The 21,973-nt window shown below is 38.4% G+C and carries 16 protein-coding genes and 2 pseudogenes; 12 read left to right on the top strand and 6 right to left on the bottom strand.

The window, feature by feature from the left end:
* Together RMA94_RS10970 and RMA94_RS10975 are read right to left on the bottom strand one after the other, a co-directional pair.
* Complete coding sequence (locus tag RMA94_RS10970; RefSeq protein WP_311082881.1) at positions 1-564, bottom strand: hypothetical protein; 564 nt, start codon at positions 562-564, stop codon at positions 1-3.
* On the bottom strand, positions 494-1,861 hold the full coding sequence (locus tag RMA94_RS10975; protein WP_311082884.1) for an ATP-binding protein: 1,368 nt from the start codon (positions 1,859-1,861) through the stop codon (positions 494-496). Before RMA94_RS10975 ends, RMA94_RS10970 begins: the two co-directional genes overlap by 71 nt.
* Before the next feature lie 291 nt (positions 1,862-2,152).
* Between RMA94_RS10975 and RMA94_RS10980 the strand changes: the two genes are divergently transcribed.
* From RMA94_RS10980 to RMA94_RS10995, 4 genes are read left to right on the top strand one after another with little or no spacing between them, the layout of a single operon-like run.
* Positions 2,153-2,278: a hypothetical protein gene (locus RMA94_RS10980; RefSeq protein ID WP_001000625.1), complete on the top strand. Its 126-nt coding sequence runs from the start codon at positions 2,153-2,155 to the stop codon at positions 2,276-2,278.
* Positions 2,279-2,282: 4 nt separating this feature from the next.
* Positions 2,283-2,717: a CopG family ribbon-helix-helix protein gene (locus RMA94_RS10985; protein WP_001118705.1), complete on the top strand. Its 435-nt coding sequence runs from the start codon at positions 2,283-2,285 to the stop codon at positions 2,715-2,717.
* A gap of 12 nt (positions 2,718-2,729) precedes the next feature.
* Entirely contained in the window at positions 2,730-4,538 is a 1,809-nt protein-coding gene (gene atzF, locus RMA94_RS10990) for an allophanate hydrolase (protein WP_311082886.1), read from the top strand.
* Positions 4,535-5,557 carry an ABC transporter substrate-binding protein gene (locus tag RMA94_RS10995; protein ID WP_086400028.1) on the top strand — a complete coding sequence of 341 codons (1,023 nt, stop codon included), beginning with the start codon at positions 4,535-4,537 and terminating at the stop codon, positions 5,555-5,557. The genes atzF and RMA94_RS10995 overlap by 4 nt, the downstream gene beginning before the upstream one ends.
* Positions 5,558-5,608: 51 nt before the next feature.
* On the opposite strand, the gene RMA94_RS11000 is transcribed toward RMA94_RS10995, so the two are convergent.
* From RMA94_RS11000 to RMA94_RS11015, 4 genes are all read right to left on the bottom strand, one after another.
* Positions 5,609-6,490 (bottom strand): ABC transporter ATP-binding protein, encoded by an 882-nt coding sequence (locus RMA94_RS11000; RefSeq protein WP_311082888.1) that lies wholly within the window; start codon positions 6,488-6,490, stop codon positions 5,609-5,611.
* Positions 6,490-7,434, bottom strand: coding sequence for an ABC transporter permease (locus RMA94_RS11005; protein ID WP_009389057.1), 945 nt, complete (start codon positions 7,432-7,434; stop codon positions 6,490-6,492). The genes RMA94_RS11000 and RMA94_RS11005 overlap by 1 nt, the downstream gene beginning before the upstream one ends.
* A 95-nt stretch (positions 7,435-7,529) precedes the next feature.
* Positions 7,530-7,928 carry a hypothetical protein gene (locus RMA94_RS11010; protein ID WP_311082891.1) on the bottom strand — a complete coding sequence of 133 codons (399 nt, stop codon included), beginning with the start codon at positions 7,926-7,928 and terminating at the stop codon, positions 7,530-7,532.
* Positions 7,921-9,261 carry an MFS transporter gene (locus tag RMA94_RS11015; RefSeq protein ID WP_311082894.1) on the bottom strand — a complete coding sequence of 447 codons (1,341 nt, stop codon included), beginning with the start codon at positions 9,259-9,261 and terminating at the stop codon, positions 7,921-7,923. Before RMA94_RS11015 ends, RMA94_RS11010 begins: the two co-directional genes overlap by 8 nt.
* Before the next feature lie 98 nt (positions 9,262-9,359).
* Here RMA94_RS11015 and RMA94_RS11020 point away from each other — a divergent pair, with 98 nt between their 5' ends.
* The 8 genes and pseudogenes from RMA94_RS11020 to RMA94_RS11055 all read left to right on the top strand — a co-directional run bounded on the left by RMA94_RS11020 (position 9,360) and on the right by RMA94_RS11055 (position 21,972).
* On the top strand, positions 9,360-10,256 hold the full coding sequence (locus RMA94_RS11020; RefSeq protein ID WP_075382687.1) for a LysR family transcriptional regulator: 897 nt from the start codon (positions 9,360-9,362) through the stop codon (positions 10,254-10,256).
* Between the two features lie 104 nt (positions 10,257-10,360).
* Positions 10,361-13,441: a type VI secretion system Vgr family protein gene (locus RMA94_RS11025; protein ID WP_284091054.1), complete on the top strand. Its 3,081-nt coding sequence runs from the start codon at positions 10,361-10,363 to the stop codon at positions 13,439-13,441.
* On the top strand, positions 13,438-14,868 hold the full coding sequence (locus tag RMA94_RS11030) for a hypothetical protein (protein WP_284091052.1): 1,431 nt from the start codon (positions 13,438-13,440) through the stop codon (positions 14,866-14,868). Before RMA94_RS11025 ends, RMA94_RS11030 begins: the two co-directional genes overlap by 4 nt.
* Positions 14,869-14,870: 2 nt before the next feature.
* The gene (locus RMA94_RS11035; RefSeq protein ID WP_075382690.1) at positions 14,871-15,950 is read left to right on the top strand and encodes a PoNe immunity protein domain-containing protein; all 1,080 of its coding nucleotides are present in this window, start codon (positions 14,871-14,873) and stop codon (positions 15,948-15,950) included.
* Between the two features lie 61 nt (positions 15,951-16,011).
* Positions 16,012-17,661, top strand: a pseudogene (locus tag RMA94_RS11040) (RHS repeat-associated core domain-containing protein); the annotation flags it as partial.
* Positions 17,662-17,726: 65 nt separating this feature from the next.
* A pseudogene (locus tag RMA94_RS11045) lies at positions 17,727-18,065 on the top strand (hypothetical protein); the annotation flags it as partial.
* A gap of 344 nt (positions 18,066-18,409) precedes the next feature.
* Complete coding sequence (locus RMA94_RS11050; protein WP_205666245.1) at positions 18,410-21,037, top strand: type VI secretion system Vgr family protein; 2,628 nt, start codon at positions 18,410-18,412, stop codon at positions 21,035-21,037.
* On the top strand, positions 21,034-21,972 hold the full coding sequence (locus RMA94_RS11055; RefSeq protein ID WP_311082898.1) for a hypothetical protein: 939 nt from the start codon (positions 21,034-21,036) through the stop codon (positions 21,970-21,972). Before RMA94_RS11050 ends, RMA94_RS11055 begins: the two co-directional genes overlap by 4 nt.
* The last annotated feature ends 1 nt before the right edge of the window (position 21,973 follow it).

Here is a 21,973-nt window from a genome sequence, read left to right on the forward strand (position 1 = left end):
TTATGCGGTCTTTTTAGAATCTTCATGCAAACTAAAATGTGTTTCGATACGGTTAATAAACTCTAGAAATTCATTGTTTCCATCTACATCTGTGCAACTTTCAATAATTTCCTCACAAGTGGTTGTGTGCCATAATTTCTCAATTAAATTAGTTTTTTTAACTGCAATATATTTTATTAATTCGGTATGTAATAAGACCTTCTGATCAGCATAATCATTAGGTGAAAAAACAACTTCTCCATTTGTTATGCGCGAAATAACATTTTTATGAAGATAATTTTCACATTCTCTTTTTTTCGTTAGATGGAAGACAACATGTGAATATCTTTTTTGAGTCTCTATATTCTTCTGATATTTATCACAGTTCTGCCCATCATTGTCTGAGTCAAAGAATACAGCCCATGGTTTTTGAAGCGTTTCAATTAATTTATAATTTACCCAATGTTTTAAATTATCGCTGCCACCGCTTATTAATAACTGAATATCCCTCGCTTTAATATAATCTCTTTGAATAAGAGAATTTTCTGCGAATTTTTGAAAAGATATGTTGTAGGAATACAACATCTGATACTCCCTCCACAAATATGTAACCTTTGCATTGTGTATCATTTATCGAGCCAAAAGGGTGTATTCCTAGATCATGACTAATCTTATCTAATATTTGGTTTGTATCTGCATGTTCTATAATGTGATTTTTATCAACTTTATTGATATAACGTAAGCTTGCCAGTGGTAATAAACCTGCTAATGCTGGTGTATGAGTTGTAACTAAAATCTGCGTTTTGGGAGATAGAGATAATTCTAATAATGCTTTGATAAGCATTTCTTGATAATTAGGATGTTGTGATGTTTCTGGTTCTTCAATTGCATATATTATTGACCTATTTCTAGCTTCTTTGAATTTTTTTTCAGCCTCAGCTCTGAAGAAATTTAATAAAATTAGTCTACGGACACCACTACCTCTTTTATTAACTGGTATTCCTAACTCTGATGTTAAAGTCATAGAAAAAATTGAATCCCATTTGGGATCTTTAGAAAAATTAGGTATCAAATCCTTGGCTAGGTTTGAATCCATTTCCCCAAGTTTATTTAACGTTCTCTTTGCTACATCTTCTACATTTGTCCGTATATATTCTTGTATTTCAGTTAACTTGGGCTGAATTTCAGAAAGAGCTGCTTTTATTGCTAATTTCATTGGATCTTGAACTTCGCTATCTTGATCGCTACTGTTTCTATCAGACTTAAATAATGCAAATATAGGTAAAAAACTTTTTATATTTTCCCATAAGTTTTTTGCATCTTCTTTGTTCAGTGAAATTTCTTTAGTTTGGAAAGTTAGAGCCTCGGAAGAAAAAAGAAACTTTCTTAAGCAGGTATTAGAGCGCTGGTCATCTACTTGAGTAATATCTAACCCTTTAGTTTTTATTAAGCTTTTTAACTCAGCATTTTTAAGTGTAATTAAACTATTTAGATCAGGATTTGATGGATAATTAGCGATAATTGAAACTTCGGTTGTGATTTTTTGATTTACACGGAAAGTTTTTTTGATCTCTAAAAATGAATCATTATTTAAAAGATATTCACTTTCTAAAGTAGTCTGAGAAGTGGCATCTAAACTTAAACTTTCAGGGAAGTCCTTAAATACACATGTGATAGAAGTATTTTGTTCTTCTGTAGCAAAGATGCACCGATCATTTTTCTCAAAACTTGAATTTTCAAAAAAAATATCTAAGGCTTCAAATATTGTGGACTTACCAGCATCATTTTTTCCTATAATTCCTGTTAAACATTCATCAATTAAAATTGTATGTTTTAAATGATAGCCCCTAAAGTTTTCCAAAACTATTGAAATTAATTCCATATGATTTTGACTTCATTATTTATTGTTAGATTAATCTAGCCTAAAATTTATACTATTTCTATCTAGTTAAATTATTTTATAAAAATTTTATACTTCTAAAATTATATATGCTGTTTAGCTTGATTTATTAATTTAGCCCCATCCCTGTGCATGGGGCTTTTTTCTGCCCAAAAAACACTCATAAATACCGCTCAAATCCATCAAAACCTACCTTAAAAACTGGCACATTTTCTGCATCTCTTATCAGTAATACAAAAACTGAATTTGGTAATACCAAACTAGAGGTGCGAAATGAACGATGTAAAACCTGTGGTTCAACCAAAGCCAACTTTAAAAGCCTTTTTAGTCGAATTGCTTAGTGTACGTGCAGGCGTATATATCAAGCAAAACAATCAGCCGCCTAAAACAAAAGGATAAGACTGTGGCAAAACAAAAGTTGGCTCGAATCAGTATTACCGTACCTGAAACGACACTTAACGCACTCGACCAAAAAATTGTTGAGCAGAACTATGAAAGTCGCTCGCAAGCCATTGTCGACATGATTAATAAACACTTAATTGCAGAGCAAGCACAGGCCAATGAAGTCATGGTGGGCACCTTAACGCTGCTTTATGACGCAAGCCAAATGACCTTGCGTAATCAATTGGTCGATTTACAGCAACAGTTTTTAGCACAGGTGATTAGCTCACTTCATATCCAGCTCGACCAACAAAAGATATTGCAAGTCATGTTAATGCAGGGCGCGAGTTCTGAGCTTAGACAAATTAGCCAGCAATTTATTGTGCTTAAAGGGGTAATCAAAGGACATCTAGAACTGATGGATGCCGTCATGCCGCCTATACAGCAAAATGACTAAATGAGGAGTAGCGTGTTGAAAAATTTATGGACAATTCAAGACTGGAAAACAGCATATCAAAACGGGCAAATCCATCTTGCAGATCTGATTGGCTACGTTGCAGAAATTAAAAATGATGATAATGCGTGGATTGAAATTGCATCGAACGAGCAGATTCAATCGCAAATTGATATTTTAAAAGACCAGAATATTGCTGACTTACCTTTATATGGTTTGCCATTTGCAGTTAAAGACAACATTGATGTCACTGGCTTTCATACGACTGCTGCCTGTAAAGAGATTCAATATTTAGCTAAGCAAGACGCTGCCGTAGTTGCCAAGCTAAAAAAAGCAGGGGCGATTGTGGTTGGAAAAACTAATCTCGATCAGTTTGCGACTGGACTGGTTGGCGTTCGCTCTCCATACGGTGCAGTAAAAAATAGTTTTAACCCTGAATATATTAGTGGTGGTTCAAGCTCAGGTTCGTCAGTGGTGGTCGCCAACGGTATTGTGCCTTTTAGTTTGGGGACAGACACGGCGGGGTCAGGCCGTGTTCCTGCTGGCCATAACAATATTGTGGGCCTTAAACCGACAAAAGGCTGGTTTTCTACCACAGGTCTAATTCCTGCCTGTCGGACTATTGATGTCATTTCTATTTTTGCGCTGCATATTGATGACGCGTGGACCGTTGCCAGTTTAATGCAGGGCTACGATGAAACAGATGAATATTCACGAGTGCATCCAGCCAATGTACCGACTCAGTTTTCTAAACGAAAAATAGCTATTCCAGCTCAGCTTGAGTTTTATGGTGATCTTGAATCTGAACAAGCTTTTTTAGTGGCAATTGAGCGCGTAAAAAAACTGGGTTATGAAATTGAGAGTATTGATTTCAGTGCGTTTAATGAGCTTGCTGCCGCACTATATAACGATGCTTGGGTGGCAGAAAGAACAGTTGCCGTTGAACGCATGACAACACGTGAAAAGGCTCATCCAGTCATTGCCCAGATTATTGCGCAGGCAGATAAATTCAAGGCAACAGATGCACTTCAAGCCGAATATAACCGCGCCGTACTAGCTCGAAAAATTAATGTGGCATTACAACCTTTTGATGCCTTGATGGTTCCGACAGCGCCAACCATTTATACCATTGCCGAAGTTGAAGCCGACCCATTGACTAAAAATGCACACATGGGGGCCTATACCAACTTTGTTAATTTTGCTGATCTTTCGGCTTTAGCTTTACCAAATGTACTCCGTGAAGACGGCTTACCAAGTGGGGTAACCTTTATTGCACCTGCTTGGCACGATCAGGCACTTGCTAATTTTGCGCAGCTTTGGCAAGCCAAAACATCGCTGAGTTTAGCTAAATCAACTCAACATTATCAAAAAAGTATAAACATCCACTCAAATCATTCAGTGCAGCTAGCTGTGGTGGGAGCGCACTTAACAGGCATGCCGCTTAATTTTCAGCTCACTAGTCGCAATGCCACTTTGCTTAAGAAAACCAAGACAGCAGATGCTTATAAACTCTTTGCCTTAAAAAATACCACGCCACCAAAACCGGGGCTGCAATGCGACGTGACAGGTACGTCAATTGACGTCGAAGTGTGGGATGTTCCCTTAGCAAATTTTGGAGCCATTGTGGCTGAAGTGCCTGCACCACTTGGTATTGGGAACCTGAAACTAAAAGATGGAACATGGATCAAAGGCTTTATTTGCGAAGCTTATGCCATTCAAGATGCAACCGATATTAGCCATTTTGGAGGCTGGCGAGCCTATATACAGTCACTCAATCAAACCGCTCAAAGTGTTAGTAAAAATGTTGGGGAAGTTTCTATATGATTAAAAAAGCGTTGTTATCCGTATCTATTTTATCGGCAGTTGTATTGGGTGGGTGTGACAATACCGCTAAAGTGCCCGAGGCCAAACAAGACACTCAGGCATCCACAAATACAAAACCAATTACCATTGGATATAGTGATTGGCCGGGCTGGGTGGCTTGGCAAGTGGCTATTGAGAAAGGCTGGTTAAAAGAAGCAGGCTTAAATGTAGAATTTAAATGGTTTGATTATTCGGCTTCTCTTTCGGCCTTTTCGGCAAATCAGCTCGACGCTGTGTTGGTCACCAATGGCGATAACTTGGTAACTGCTTCGGGTGGCACGCAAGGCATGATGATCATGGCAACAGATTATTCTGCGGGCAATGATGTCATTATTGCAAAAGAGGGCATTAATACCATTCAAGACTTAAAAGGAAAATCAATCGGTGTCGAAAAAGGCCTGGTTGACCATCTTTTGTTAGCAACAGCTTTGACTGACCATAACATTAAAGCGAATGAGGTGAAGCTAGTAAACTCAGCCACTAACCAATTACCCCAAGTGTTTAATAGCCCTGATATTTCCGCGATTGCTGTTTGGCAACCTGTTGCAGGTCAGGCATTAAAAGCAGTGGCAGGCTCTAAAATTATCTATACCTCTAAAGACAAGCCGGGTTTAATTTACGACACCTTAACAGTCAACATGAGTCATTTAACTGCTCATCAAGAGGAATGGAAAAAAGTCATTCAGGTGTGGGATAAAACCGTTAAATATATTAATGACCCTGCAACCCATGCCGATGCGGTTAAAATTATGGCAAACCGTTCAGGGGTCGACCCAAAGCAATATGAGTTGATGGTCAGCGGTACGCATTTATTAGATATCAATGCCAATAAAAAAGTATTTGCTAAATCTCAAGGTTTTGACTCAATTTATGGCTCTAGCTATCACGTCAATAAATTTAATGTCGAAAACGGTATTTATAAAACTGAACAAAATGTAGATGGGCTGATTTATCCAACACTCATCGAACAACTCAAATAAGCCCAATCAATAAAAAAGCCCAAGTTGAACTTGGGCTTTTTAATGCCTTTCTTATTTTTCTGTACTGACCTGAGTCATACGTGGAATTTTTGGTAAGTCTTGTAAAGCAGGGTCAAGCTCATCTTCTTCAGCGTGAACTAAATAATCTACCCGTGAACGGAGCTGTTTAAACTCAGGTGTACTCATCAAATCGAGTGAGCGTGGGCGAGGTAAATTAACTTCAATAATTTCTTTAATTTCACCGGGATTGGCTTTGAGTGCCACAATTCGGTCAGCAAGTAAAATGGCTTCGTCCATGTCATGGGTCACAAAAATAATGGTGATATCAATGTTTTGCCATAAATCCATCAAGTGCTTTTGCATTTTTTGACGTGTGTGTGGGTCGAGTGCACCAAAAGGTTCATCCATGAGTAAAATTTTTGGTTGATTAACCAGTGCTCTAGCAATTGCAACGCGCTGTTTCATACCACCAGAAAGTTGGTGTGGATACTGATTTTCATACTTTTCCAAACCAATAATATTAATCCATTCAAGTGCTTGCGCCTCTGCTGTCATTTGACTAGCGCCGCGCATTTGCGGACCAAACATCACGTTTTCTTTTACAGTTTTCCACGGAAAAAGGGTATAGCCCTGAAATACCATGCCACGTTCAGGGCATGGGCCCGTAATGCATTCGCCGTCTACTAAAATTTCTCCACTATGGTATGGGTCTAAACCTGCAATAACACGGCTCAGTGTTGATTTACCGCAGCCAGAAGGACCAATCACGCAAATAAATTCTCTTTTATGAATTTTTAAATCGAGCTTATTTAAAACAGTGCGTTCGCTTTGACCATGCTTAAACACTTGGCTCAGTTGTTTAGCTTCTAAAATAACAGGACGTTCATAAATTTTTTGAAAGTGTTCATGCGCGTTAAATGTTGAATCGTTCATTATTTTGCTCCTACTTTCCAAGTGAACATCCGCTCACCTAACTTCATTAATAGCCAATCACAGACCAGACCAATCACGCCAATAATCAAAATAGCTGCATAGACATTGTCAAAGTTTTGATAGCGAGCCTGTTGGGTAATAAACCATGTAATACCCGAGGTCGTACCGATCAACTCGGAAACAATTAAATAGGTCCATGCCCAGCCCAATAGCACACGTAAGTCGCGGTAAATATCAGGTAGGGCAGCAGGAATTACCACATGAAATAAACTTTTGAGCTTATTGGTGCCAAGCGTATAGCCAGCTTCAATTAAGCTTCGATCTACCATTCGGGTGGTATTGGCAATAATGAGAATTTGCTGAAATAGCGTACCAATCACAATAATCGCAATTTTAGGCGCGTCATTAATCCCTAAAATTGCCACTGCAAGTGCACCAAACGCAGGTGCAGGTAAGTAACGGAAAAACTCAACAAACGGTTCTGTTAATAGAGATATCCGCTTAGAAAAACCACACAAAATACCCAGTGGAATCCCGATTAATGAAGAGATAAAAAAAGCTGAAAAAACCAGTTTGATACTGTGCCATAAACTTTGATGAAACCACGGCGAATCAGGTTGTTCAGGTGGCGTGGTAAAGGCGGTGACCAAAGCCTTAGCGACTTCATGGGGAGCGGGTAAATAAATTGGATTGACTAAAATACCTTGTGGTGGTGCAGAATTTCGATTGACTGCATTTTGTGCTTCGAGATAGAACACATTTTTATCAATGCGACTTCCTACTTGTAAGTAAGAAACACTTCCCGAACTCGTGATTTGTACTTGAGGATGCCAAACAAAAGGTAAGTAACTGATTGCGCACCAAAGACATATTGGAATAACGAAAGAACAAATACTAAGAATCAGCTTGTTCTTTCGCGTAAATTCCTTTGCAACATAACCCATATTGAGAGCTCCCCATTTTTATCAGTATTACGATTTTCATAAAACGTAATATTGTTAAGCAAAATAGGTGCCATCTTTAAAGTGCTCTAGATGACTTAAGACGAGGGAATTAAAGTTTCATGTAAATACACCCAATAACACTTTTTATCTTCTACTTTGATGCAGGCTGTGGATGTACGTACTGTCTCGGTTTCATCGGTTTGCTGATGTTCTTGGTATTGCACCCAGCAATAATTTTCAAATTCGTATAAAGCTGTACTCTTAATAATGTCGATTTTTAAAGAAGGCTTCTTCCCGATATTCTGGCTAAATAAACTATTCACTTCGGCTAAACCAATACTCTGACCTTGAACCGTAACCATCTTAAAATTTTGATCAAAGCTATCTAAAAGCGGGCTCAGAGTTTGCTCTGCATTTTTTCCTGTAAATACATTTTCTATTAAAACATGTAGGTCAATGACACTTTGAAGGGCTTGATCCATTTGATTAGGCATGGGTTTTCTCCTTTAAAACGGGAATGAGTGAAATTAAACAGAGCAAAGCTGCAATTAAAAAAGTATGTTGATAACGAAGCAAATCGCTTGAGCTAGACATCAAGTTATATATCGAAATGAGAACGACAGTACCGACACTAAATGAAACTTGTCGATTAATATTCCAGAGCACACTTCCTTGTAATAAATCTTGGCCTGAAAAATCAATCAATGAGCTAATTTGGGCAATGTTGGCGCTCAGACCGCCACCCATACCCATCAATAAATAAGAAATCACTAAAAAGCTTAAAGGGCTTGTGTTTGAAATACAAAACAAAAGAAATATGCCAAAGCTATGTAGGGTTATTCCAATAATAAGAAGAGACTTTTTTCCTAACCGTTGATAGAGCAGGCCACCACTAATCATGGCAGTGAGTGCCCCAGTTGCATAGAGCAACATGAATAAACCAGTTTGTTTTGCATTAAAGCCAAAGTTAAGCTGTAAATTAAAAATATTGAGTAAATTAACGCCTGTAAAAATACCCGGAACGGCGTAATAGACAATAAATGCATTACGTAAATTTTTATTTTTTAATAACTCAAGATTAAGAACAGGATGGGAAATTTTTTTCGCATGTCGAATATAAAAAATAAGCAATCCGACTGAAGTTAGAAAACTAATTATAGCGAATGAGGCGTTATGGTAATCACTATAAAATGAAAAGGAGAGTAATAAAGATAACAGACTTATATTAAAAATAACTAACCCTTTTATGTCTGGTTTTTCACTCGCCACATTCTCTGTTTTTTTAATCCAGAACCATGCTAGGGCTGATGCAAGTAAAGAAAAAGGAAGGTTAGATAAGAATACCCATCGCCAATTCAATGAATCAATAATCACACCGCCAATCGCAGGCGAAAAAGCTGGTGCAATCAGAGCAATTGCCATAATTAATGTAGAAATGCGTTGGCGTTCTTGGTTGGGGAATAATGCATATACGAGTGCTTGCCCGACTGGAATTAATAAACCTCCAGCTACGCCTTGAATAAATCGCCAAAAAATTAAGCTATAAATCGATTCACTAAAGCCAATAAAGCAAATGCTGATCGAAAATAACAGCATCGAATAACACAATAACTTTTGGTTCCCAAGTTTGGTGGCTAACCATAAACTCATGGGCATAATTAAAATGAGGCCGAGAATATACGCATTTGTTACCCAAGCGACCATAAATTGGCTAACTGAAAATGACGATGCAATATTAGGCAATGCAATTGCGGACATAAAAATGTTGATGCAATCAATAAAGAACCCAAGTAAAAATACTGTCGCTATTTTATATCGATAAGACATACCTACCTCCGTGCAGGCAGGGTAAGATCCAGCTCTTTTATTGTCGATGCAAGCGAAGTAAAATCATTGTTTGATAATTTTAAACAATTGGCTTAATTGTGCAAAAAAACCTCAAGCAAATAACCAGTTTTTTACAAGTCGTTGATTCCGGTTCTTTTACCAAGGCTGCTGAAATTTTAGGCTTAAGCCGATCAATGGTGAGTATTGATATAAAACAATTAGAAAAGCAGCTAAATACAAGTCTATTAATTCGCAACACCCGTAATATTGCATTAACTGAAATTGGTCAGCATTTTTATGAGGATTTTAAACAAATCCAACTTCAGATTGATGAGGCATTTGAGCGAAGCCAACACTTAGGTACAAGCATTACAGGCACTTTACGGTTTTCGTCTACCAATGAATTTGGCCAACGTTTCATTTTGCCTTTACTTCCTGAGTTTTGTCGGCTTTACCCACATTTACGTTTACAGTATTCATTTAATTCATCTCTCGATGATTTAGTGACTGAAAAATTAGATCTGGTTATTCGACTAGGGAATTTAAAAAACTCATCTCTAAAAACTCGAAAAATTGGGGAATATCCAATTTATATTGTTGCTACTCCACAATTTATACAAAACCATCCCGTAGAAAATATATCTGATTTAGCAAATGTTCCGTGGATTGGTCACACATTATTGAACTGGCAAGATTCACAATATATTTTGGAAAATAGTTTAGGTGAGCAGTATTCATTACCTTTTATTCGAAGTCAGTATGAATCAAACTCGGTAACAGCCATTCATCAAATGGCTCTCTCATCTTTAGGTATTGCGATTTGCCCAGCATGGTTAGTTGATGAAGATATTCAACAAAACCGGTTAATTCGATTATTTCCCGATTTCTCATTACCGCTACAAAATATTCAATTACTTTATCCTAATACTTCTAATTTATCGGCCAAAACGAGAGCATTTATAGACTTTTTGGTGTCCCATCTTTCTTTTAGATAAACTAAAAAGTATGTAAGTCATGGAAGATAAGCTATTTTATATAAATAGACAATTCTGTCTGTTTTTTATAAAATATCGATGATTATGACTCAGTTTTTATAATAATGATGTCCCATAAAATATTTCAAATTTTAGATAGTTTAGGGTTGGTCGCACATAACCGCGTTCTTCATGTGCAATTTTCTAACCCATCATTAAACAATCAAGTTTTCTTACAACGCATCGAGGGCGAACATACGCTCAACCAGGGTAGCGTTGCTGAGTTACTGTGTCTGTCGACAAATGCACATATTGCATTAAAACAATTTATTGGCTGTCAGGTTGCCGTCGATCAAATCACTGACATGGGCCAGTTCTTTAGAACCACGGGCATTATTACTGAAGCAAGCCAAGGTCAAAGCGACGGTTCTCTCACCATTTATAACTTAACCTTAAAAGACCCAACTGCACTTTGGCATAAACGCCGTAATAGCCGCGTGTTTATGAATAAAAGCGTGCGCGATATTAGCGAAATTCTGTTTAAGGAATGGCAGGAGAAAAGCCCGTTATTTGCTTCAAGCTTAACACTCGACACATCTGGTTTAGCTAAAGATTATGATGTGCGTCCGTTTGTGATGCAGTCAAACGAAAGCGATTATGACTTTTTAACCCGTTTGTGGCGTAGCGAAGGCATTAACTGGTTGGTCGATGAGTCACAGCTTTTTGTCGCTGATCCGAATGCTTCTATTCAGCCACAAGTCTTACGTTTAATTGACGATAACCAAAACTATCAGGCGCTTGAACGCCGTACCCTACGTTACCAACGCAGCAGTGCCACAGAACAGTTCGATACCATTACCCAAGTTAAAGCTGAGCGCCGTTTACAACCAACCTCGGTACATGTGCAACGTTGGCAAGCCGATGCGCTGCAACAAGAAGAAGGTAGCGGCAGCGTACAAGGCACGCAAAAGCACAGCGAACACTATGACAATGCCAGCCTAAACCTTGAAGATGCATGGCACGTTAGCCCCGCTTGGATGCAGGACTTAAACGGTGAAGACCAAGCCACCGCTTCTGGTAATAGCCAGATTGAACAGCTTAACCAGCACATCAATGCTTACCATCACCTGAGTTCTAAACAGTTTACGGTTTTAGGTAACGTCCGTGATGTACAGGTCGGTTACTGGTTTGCACTGAATGACCATCCTGAACTCGACCAACATGATAGTGCCGATAAAGAGTTCTTAATCTTAAGCAAGCACTACTATAACCAGAATAATTTACCGAAAGAATTACAACAGCAACTCGAACGCTTGTTGCCAAAAGACAAACTCAAGGCTGCCCAGCTCGATAGCCAAAACCCAGAGCAACGCCACTTTGCTGAACTGAATGTTGTTCGACGCAATATTAAAGCTGTCCCTGAATATAGCCCGTTAGAACACCGACCAGCTGCTTACCCGCAGCGCGCTAGAGTGGTGGGATTAGAGGGCGAAAGCATTCATGTCGACCAATGGGGACGTATTAAAGTTCGCTTCCTGTTTACCCGAGCTGATGACCATAGTCATGACGGTGGAGCAGGAAGTAACGACAATGACACCGACTCGGCTTGGGTCGATGTACTCACCCCATGGGCAGGCGCGGGTTATGGCGCACGCTTCTTGCCTCGTGTCGGTGAGATCGTGGTGATTGACTTCTTTGACGGCAACATTGACCGTCCGTTTGTGGTAGGACGTATTCACGAAGCTGAACGGCATCCAACGCAGTTCGACCAGAAAGGCCAGCTACCTGATACCAAGAAACTGAGCGGCATCCGCTCAGAAGAAGTGAATGGTAAGGGCTTTAACCAGCTACGTTTTGATGACACCACAGGTCAAATCAGTGCCCAGCTACAAAGTAGCCATGCCGCAAGCCAATTAAATCTCGGTAACTTAAGCCATCCAAAAGACAAGGCAGAGGGTGATGGCCGAGGTGAAGGTTTTGAACTCAGAACAGACCAGTGGGGTGCGGTAAGAGCTGGCAGTGGCTTACTCGTTAGTACTCACAAACAAGACCAAGCTCAAGGTGTACATCTAGATGCAAATGAGGCCAAACAACAAATCGAAGGGGGCCTCAACAATGCCAAGGCACTCAGTGAAGTTGCTAAAAATCAGCAAACTGATCCATTGGAAGTTCTTGAGAACTTAAAAACGTTCATAGAGCAAATTGAAGAAAAAGATCAAGACAAAGCTGCCGCTTTTAAGCAAGCCTTGATGATACTAACTGCACCTAACAGTATTGCTCTAGCCAGTAATGAAGACATTCACCTCAGCGCAGATGCTCAGTTAAGTCAGACTGCTGGTGATAGCATTAACCTGTCTACTCAAAAGAACCTTATTGCACATGCTCAAAACAAGATCAGCCTTTTTGCAGCTCAAGAAGGGGCGAGACTCTATGCAGGCAAAGGTAAAGTCGAGATACAAGCACAAGGTGATGGAGCAGATTTAATTGCCCGTAAAGCTGTTCAGGTGATTTCGACCGAAGACAAAATTGAAATTAGTGCTTCTAAAGAAATCGTTATTACGGCGGGTGGATCTCAAATCAAGATTAATGGCTCGGGAATTTTCCCTGTCACTGGTGGCAAGTTTGAAGTAAAAGCTGGGCAGCATTTGTTTATGGGGGGAGGGAGTGCTTCCAATACTTTACCTGCTTTGCCTCAGTTGAATATGTCGCCTAAAGAGCTTGAACTTAAGTACGTATATGACGATTTAAAGCCAGTAGCTCAAGCACCTTATAAACTTATATTTCAGGATGGCTCAATACAAGAAGGTATTCTGGATAGTAGTGGTTATGCAAAAGTCCAAGTCCCTGCTGATAAAGTCCAGCCAAAAGTCTATTACGGTTTTAGCAATATGGAGGCTAAACCTGATCAGCTCAAACAGCAGAATAGCTTTAAAGATAAAAAAGTGATGAGTATTGTGGCAGCAGAACAATTGATCGAACAATATAACAAGCAAGAACTTGACCACTTATTAGATGAATATTTCCCTGATGAAATACAAGCCATGATCGATGGGCAGGGTGTTGAGTACGATGATCATATCAATGATTATGTAGAAAAAGATTTAGAACAGCAAAATAATCCAGATGATGCTATTGCTGATCATGCAGAAGAAATCCCATTGAATGAACAAGCGGCTACACATGTGGGTCTTGGGGAGGATTTATGAGTACGGCCATTGCAAAAACACCAGCCAAAACGATTAGAGTGACTAAGAAAGGAGAACAATCGGCAGCAGACTGGATAAAAGGTGTATTAGACGGGAGTGGATCAAGCCCGGCACAAATTATCGTAGCTGTTGTGATTGGTTGTATCCCTTTCGTGGGGCAAGGAGTTGATGTCGGAAATGTTATTGTTTCAATTGTCAAAATTGCAGAAAACCCGAATAACAAAGATAACTGGTTTGATCTGGTCTTTAATTTAATTGCGTTTGTTCCTGTTGCTGGAGATGGTCTTAAAATTGTATTTAAGCAACTGCGCTCAGGTAAGGCTATGGGGGCAATATTAGATGCAATTCCAAGTAAAGCAATGCGTGGTAACGTTGAAAAATGGTTTCGTAACTTAAACTGGAATGCTTATACCAAAGAGTTGCAAACAACCAGCAATAAAATAATTGATGGCCTAATTGATGTTTTTGATAGCTGGATGACACGAGCAGTCTTGGGCCAAGCGCGATTAAAGACCCTTGTGTTGCAACTCAGACAAATGAAAAAAGTTGCGAACAAGCAAATTGAAATGGTAATGAAAGACCTGCAATTAGCCCATAAAAAAGCTTTGGCAACACCGTATCCAAATACCACAGCGAAGGCACCCATCCATACATCGGGTTCAAATAAACCTAATTCTACGTCTGCTCCTCGGACACAGCAGAATGGTCAGGTTCTTAAAAATACCAGTGGTAATACAGCGAAGACAGGAAGCAAGAATACATCAACCAAAAGAGAATCAAAAAAGCGAAGTAATCAGGAATTAGGTTCGGGTGGTGAACACATCACGGATTACTATTTTGTGAAGCGGAAAAAGAACCGCAGCAAAATTAATAATAATGGTGTGCTGTATGAATATCATGATACTGGGCACAATGGTATTGACCATGTCTGGCACAGTAATAGTATTGGGCATAAGTACCGTGTTACAGATAGTAAATCGACGAATTTAGCCAGCCATAAAAAACTGATGACCCCTAAAGCTGCAATGGCTGCTTTAAGAATGGGGTTAGATGTTTACATGAAATCTGATCAGGAAAGTAAAGCTAAACGGTCGGTCGGCACGACAGTGGCTGATGGTGTGCAAATGTCACATCTTTGGATATCTAAAAAAATTAGCAGTGCACAAATTATTCCAAGCCATAGTTCATTAATAACACAAATTAAAGCATGGGAAAGAGTTAGATTTAAAGCGAGTACTGAAAAAAGAGTGGGTAAAACAGTTGCAGTACAGTGTCCTTATGATCGTAGTCTGGTGACTATCACGGGAAACTTATTTGATCACCATAGTCATTGTAAAGGGCTAGATAAACCTAAATGTACCCGTACAGTGACTGCACACGCAATTACTTTAGAATTTGTTATGCCAAATGAAATGCTGGAGCGTTAAGAATGTCAATAACAGTCAATGATCAAGAAATAGATTGGCAAAAATGGCTAGACTTGGAAATTACTGATGAGAATGAATTTAGAGATAATCATTTATTAAAACAAGATTATCATGAAAACTTTGATGAGCTTGTAAATGGTTTGTATTCAGTTACAGATGGCTTTAGCAATTATAAAAATGAAAAGAAGTTTGGTGGCTATATTGCTTCGGGACGAAGACGAATAATTGATGCTTTAGATTTAATGTCTTTACATTATTCTGCTGGTGGGGATGTCAGTTTTATCAAGGAGCTTTATCCTTACTTACTGAATTGGATGGAAGAATATGCTGAAACCAGTCATTTATATAATTTAAGTCCTGATGCCGATGGTCGCTATGTCTGGCATATCAGTTTAGGAACAGAAGACTACTGGTATGTTGCTTTACGTTTGATTTGTTTTGGTTTATTGACGGGTTATACTGATCAAATGTATCGGATTATGCCGATTATTGACTATGTTGAAGCCACTCCAGAAGGGCAGGAAAAAGACGGTTTAATCGAACGTCTTGTTGCTCCATTTGTAGCGGACCGTGGCACTCCACCAGATGAAGCCAGAAGACATTTGCCTTATCGAAAGTTAATTAAGGTGTTTAATGCCGCGCCAGAGCAACGACCTGCTTTAATGCTGCAATATTTAGAAAGCTGGTATGAAGCAAGCCGTCGAGAACCTTATCATGACCAACATCCACAAACTGATCTTAGATCAGGTGTTAGTTATTATGGCTATTGGTCATGGGAAGCGGCAGCGGTGACATGGTTATTAGGTATAGATGATGCTTTATATCGTGAGCATGAGTTCTATCCAAAAGACTTAGTGGATTATGCTCGAAGCCAGTATACGGTTCTAGGTGAACATGGAAATATAGATGGAGAAGCTAACCGTTTACGTTGTGAAGCTGGTCAACCTTGTCCACAGTCTGGTGAATGGTATAGTCCAGCGAATGACATGCAAAAGCGTCATTTTAATCAGGGCGAAATTATGCCAGAAATTAAAGATAACTCTTGGGGCGAAACCATTTGGTATTTAGATCTAGAAAATTAATAATATTTATTTTTTGATCTTTTAATATAGGGCCTATCTAACTGATAGGCTTTTTCATTTCTGGAATCATGTTTATGATGAATTAAATAATTGAGCTACAACCATCCGACCAGATGGACAGAAAATAGATTGGCTCACTTATGGAAGTGGACATGTCTATGGCGTAGCTTTAAATGGTGAAGATGTTGTTAGCTTTGAACGTGATGATTTACATAGAGAGACATTACGACACTATGCAAATGGACTTAGCCAACAACAACGTTATGATGAAGTCGGGCGCTTAACTCAGCAATTAATGTTGAATGGGCATGATAAAGGCTATCAGGCCCAAACTAAAAATAATGCCATCCAGCATACCAACCAATTGATTGAACGCTTATATCACTACGATAAAACAGGTGAGTTAACGCTCATTAAGGATACTCGCCGTGGGGCTATTCATTATAAATATGATCCTGTTGGGCGTTTATTAGAAGCGACCAGTAAACTTGGGAAAGAGACTTTTAATTTTGACCCGGCAAGTAATATTTTAGATCGATATAACAGTACCAAAGATCAATCCGCACAGCACATTTCTAGTGAAAAAGGTTATAGCTATAACCGTTTAGTCAATAACGTCGTACAAGAATATCTTGACCAACAATATCAATATGATGCTTTTGGGCAATTGATTCGACAAAAGTCATCACAAGGTGATTTAAATCTTGAGTGGGATGTATTGGGACGTCTTATTCGTAGCCGAAATAATCAATACACGGTGGATTATCGTTACGATGCTTTAGGTCGACGTATTCAAAAAAGAAGTAAACATCACCATACTGGACAAGAGCAGAACATTATTTATGGTTGGGATGGTGATACTTTAGCTTATGAATCTAGCGCTGATATAACTAAACACTATTTCTACGAAAAAGATAGTTTCGTGCCTTTGTTGCAAGCGGCGTATCATCACTCAATTGAACTACATCAAACCCAAGACTGGACAGAAAAAACATATAGCATTTATAAAGCCCCTCTTTGGAATACAGTAAAACAAAGTCAAGGTTTTGATGATGTATGGTTCTATCACTGTGACCATTTAGGTACACCGCAAGAAATGAGTAACCTGACAGGCGCCATTGTCTGGAAAGCTCAATATAAAGCTTGGGGTGAGTGTAAGGTTGAACAAGCTAAGTCAGATTTCTTTGAAAAGTCAGAAATTATTAGCAATAACATCCGTTTTCAAGGTCAGTATTTTGATGGCGAAATAGGGCTTCATTACAACCGTTATCGTTATTATTCGCCGTATGTAGGGTGGTTTATTAGTAAAGACCCGATTGGATTATTGGGTGGCTATAATCATTATCAATACGGTCCTAATCCTATTGGGTGGATTGATACTCTTGGTTTGGAGCGTATGCCAACTTGGATGCCGACTAAACAAGGTTATCAACGTCAGCATATCATTCCATATAGTCTCAAAGGTCATGAGGTGTTTGCTAAATCAAATATGGATATAAATTCTGCTTCAAACATGATGTATATGCCTGTATGCGAAGGAATTGATAAAAATGATAAACTGGGATTACATCGTGGATGGACTAAAGAATATTCAGAATATAATAGACGTGTTCAGAGAAAATTAGATGCGATCCAGATGAAATCAAGAGGTCAAAATTGGGATTATAGAGATTACCAAAGAGAAGTTCAAAAGTTACAGCAAGAGCAATAGGAACACAAACAGGAAAGTATACTTGTGCTTTACCATTGAAAAGAAAGTAAGATGAGGAATTATTTGTGAATTTTTATACAATTTATCCGTCTGAGTATATTGATAGAGATTTTTCTTTTGATTTGAAAGGGAAGCAAGAAATTACTGTTGACTATCTTAAATTTGACTTGAGTAATCAGTTTTTAAAAAATCCTAGAATAAATTTAGATTGTGATAATATTTTTTCTGATCAATTAAGTGAAATATTAGAGACTGATTTTTATTATTCATCTTGTGGAATTTCACTATTTTCAAAAAGATTTTTTAATGAAATGAAAGAAATTCTTGAAGATGAGTGTGATTTCTATAAGTGCTATGTGAGGAATGAAGAGGTAGATATTTATGCTATGTATATTAAGAGAAAAAACAATTTATTAGATGAGGGTGACTTCATAAAAAAAGATCTTGTAACAGATGACTTTTTTATTGCTAGAGATACGGATAAACCTTATATCTATATAGTAAGTCAAAAAATTGTGGATATTATTAATAAATTTAAATTAAAAATGAATTTCTTAGAATACTAAAATATTAACAATTTTAAAATTGAATTAATAGCGTAAGTTTTTAATTCACTTTGTATCTTTATTACGTTTATTATCTTCATCGTCTCTTGTATTCATATGGTTAAGTTTTTCTTTACAAAATAGACAGATGTTTCTGTATTTTATAAAATAATGCCAATCCTGACAAAGTTTTCATAAAAAAGATGTTATCTCATATACATAGAATTCTAGAAGATTTGGGTATCAGCTCGCAAAAGCGCGTGCTTCATGTTCAGTTTTCTAATCCATCGTTGAATACTCAAGTCTTTTTACAAAGTATTGAAGGACAGCATAAGCTAAATGAAGGACTAACTGCCGATTTATTTTGTCTTTCTACCAGTGCCCATATTTCATTAAAACAATTTATTGGTTGTCAGGTTGCAGTCGATCAAGTAACTGATCAAGGACAATTATTTAGAACTACAGGAATTATTACCGAAGCCAGTCAGGGGCAGAGTGATGGTTCATTAACTTTGTATAAACTGAGATTACAAGATCCAACTGCGCTATGGCATAAACGCCGCAATAGTCGTGTGTTTACGAATAAGAGTGTACGGAACATCACTGAAATTCTATTTACAGAATGGCAGAACAAAAGCCCGTTGTTTGCTTCTGGTTTAACTTTGGATTTAAAAGGTCTAACCGAAGACTACGATGTTCGACCTTTTATCATGCAAAGTAACGAAACGGATTATGAGTTTTTAACTCGACTTTGGCGTAGTGAAGGCATTAACTGGTTAATTGATGAAGCGCAGTTGTTTGCCACTGATAGCTTAGATGAGATTCAACCGCAAAAATTACGTTTAATTGATAATAATGAATCATATTTAGCATTAGACCGAAGAAATATTCGTTATCACCGCAGTAGTGCTGTTGAACAACAAGACAGTATGACGAGCCTTGTGCCAACTCGAAGCTTGCAAGCTACAGCCGTGCATGTACAACGCTGGCAGGCTGATGCTTTAAGTCAAGAAGAAGGCATGGGTAGTGTTCAGTCAAAGCATATTCATAGTGCTAATCAGGATAATGCGAGTTTAAGTTTAGAACAGGCATGGCATATCAGTCCTGCTTGGATGCAAGACTTAAATGGGGAAGACCAAGCCACTGCATCAGGCCACCAGCAGCTTGAAAAACTCAACAATAACCTATCTGATTATTATGAGTCTCAATCAAAATATTTCCGTGCACAAACTACGGTACGTGATGTGCAAGTTGGCTATTGGTTTGAATTGAATGAACATCCCGAAATAGATACGCATAACGGATCAGACAAAGAATTTCTGATTATTGGGAAAAGCTTCTATCTGCAAAATAATTTGCCCAAGGATTTGCAACAGCAAATCAATCAACTTTTTAGTCAAAGCCAATGGCAAAACAATCAATCAGGGCCAAATGACCAGACTGAGCGTCAGAGTAGTGAGCTCATCTTGTCGCGTAGAAATATTAAAACTGTTCCTGAGTATAACCCATTAGAGCACCGACCAGCAGCTCACCCGCAGCGCGCTAGAGTGGTGGGGCTGGAAGGTGAAAGCATTCATGTCGACCAGTGGGGACGTATTAAAGTTCGCTTCTTGTTTACCCGAACTGATGACCATAGTCATGACGGTGGAGCAGGAAGTAACGACAACGACACCGACTCTGCTTGGGTAGATGTACTCACCCCGTGGGCAGGCGCGGGTTATGGTGCACGCTTCTTGCCACGTGTCGGCGAGATTGTGGTCATCGACTTCTTTGATGGCAACATTGACCGTCCATTTGTGGTGGGACGTATTCATGAGGCTGAACGTTACCCAACCCAGTTCGATCAGAAAGGCCAGCTCCCTGACACTAAAAAACTGAGCGGCATCCGCTCAGAAGAAGTGGATGGCAAAGGTTTTAACCAACTCCGTTTTGATGACACCACAGGCCAAATTAGTGCCCAGCTACAAAGTAGCCATGCAGCCAGCCAACTCAACTTGGGTAACTTAAGCCATCCAAAAGACAAAGCCGAAAGTGATGGTCGTGGTGAAGGTTTTGAGCTACGGACAGACCAGTGGGGTGCGGTAAGAGCTGGAAGTGGCTTACTCGTTACCACTCATAAACAGGACCAAGCCCAAGGTGTACCCCTTGATGCAAATGAGGCCAAACAGCAAATCGAAGGCGGCCTCAATAATGCCAAGGCACTTAGCGAAGTTGCTAAAAATCAGCAAACTGACCCCTTAGATATGCTTGAGAATATTCAGACGTTCTTAGAAGTCCTCAAACAAGAAGATCCTAAAAAAGCTGCTGAGTTTCAATCAGCAGTGATGCTGCTGGCATCTCCAAAAAGTATTGCTGTAAGTAGTAATGAAGATATACACCTCATTGCAAATGGTCAGCTTACTCAAAGTGCTGGAGATAGCATTAATATCAGTACACAAAAGAATATATTAAGTCATGCGAGCCAAAAGATTAGTCTATTTGCCGCTCAGGAGGGTGCTCGTTTTTTTGCTGGCCAAGGCAAAGTAGAAATTCAGGCTCAAGGTGATGCTTTGGATGTGATTGCTCGAAAGGGCGTACAGATTACTTCAACCGAAGACACAGTTTATATTACTAGCCCAACTGAGATTAATCTGACAGCAAACGGATCTCAAGTTAAGCTGAATGGTTCAGGTATTTTCCCTGTTACGGGCGGTAAGCTTGAGGTGAAAGCAGGACAGCATTTGTTTATGGGGGGCTCATCAATAAATCCACCTGCATTAGATTTACCAGACTGTTCGGCTAAGCAAACTCAAGCTGCTCAAAATGGTTCGGCTAAGGTGGATTTATCATGAGTTTGTCAATTTTTAATACAACTCAAAATAATGATTTAAAAGATATAGTTTCTAAAGTTGAAGAACAGTGCATCCAAATTCTGAATAAATATGGCAAGATCATTTTTTTATTAGATACTACACTGAATGATTCTATTTTTAACGGTGTAATAGATAATTTATCAAACAAAAATATTGCATATATTCCTTTAGCGCATAAAAAAGAAATTGCAAAGTCCAACCTCTTTTTTATTTGTATTGATGATAAAAAAGTATTTGAGCAAGTCAAAGAAGATTTATTACAAAATCTATCGAGAAACAAAAATATTACGAATGATTGCTATTTTGTTCATGGGTATGGCGTGGCGAAGACACGCTCACTTGAGGAATTGCGAGATCAGATAAAAACTAAATTAGTGATTTCTGATCAAGATAAAAAAATTCTTTTCCGTTGGTATGATCCTAGAGTCATGATCTACTTGGATGAGATTTTTAAAACAGAATATGTAGGTGGCTTATTAAATGGCTTTAAAGAATGGCATTTTTTGCATCCAAAAGGTCTATTTAGCTTTAAGTCTTACGATGAGTCGCGATCAATCTTGAATCTAACAAAAGTGAACCTTGAGCAATCTATAGAATTGGATTTAATTGAAATTGCTAATAATGTATTTCAACAATTAAATGAATTTGAACAAGTTGATCTAATAAAAATTCATCCAGTTGAAATCCATCAAAATCTTAAAGAGGCTTACTACGATTTTGGTATTCAAAATCATTTAGATTTAGTTACATATGGTCTTTACAGCCAAATTATACATAAAAATTTTATAGAGCATCCCATGGTAACCAATGTGCTCTACGACCATTGTGTAATGAATAAAATGTCTTTTACGGACGCTATGAATTATGTAACGAAAGACTTATATGAACAAATAGCTAAAGAATTAAATGGATAAA

This window comes from Acinetobacter sp. V115_6 (assembly GCF_031799025.1).
GTDB lineage: Bacteria > Pseudomonadota > Gammaproteobacteria > Pseudomonadales > Moraxellaceae > Acinetobacter > Acinetobacter pittii.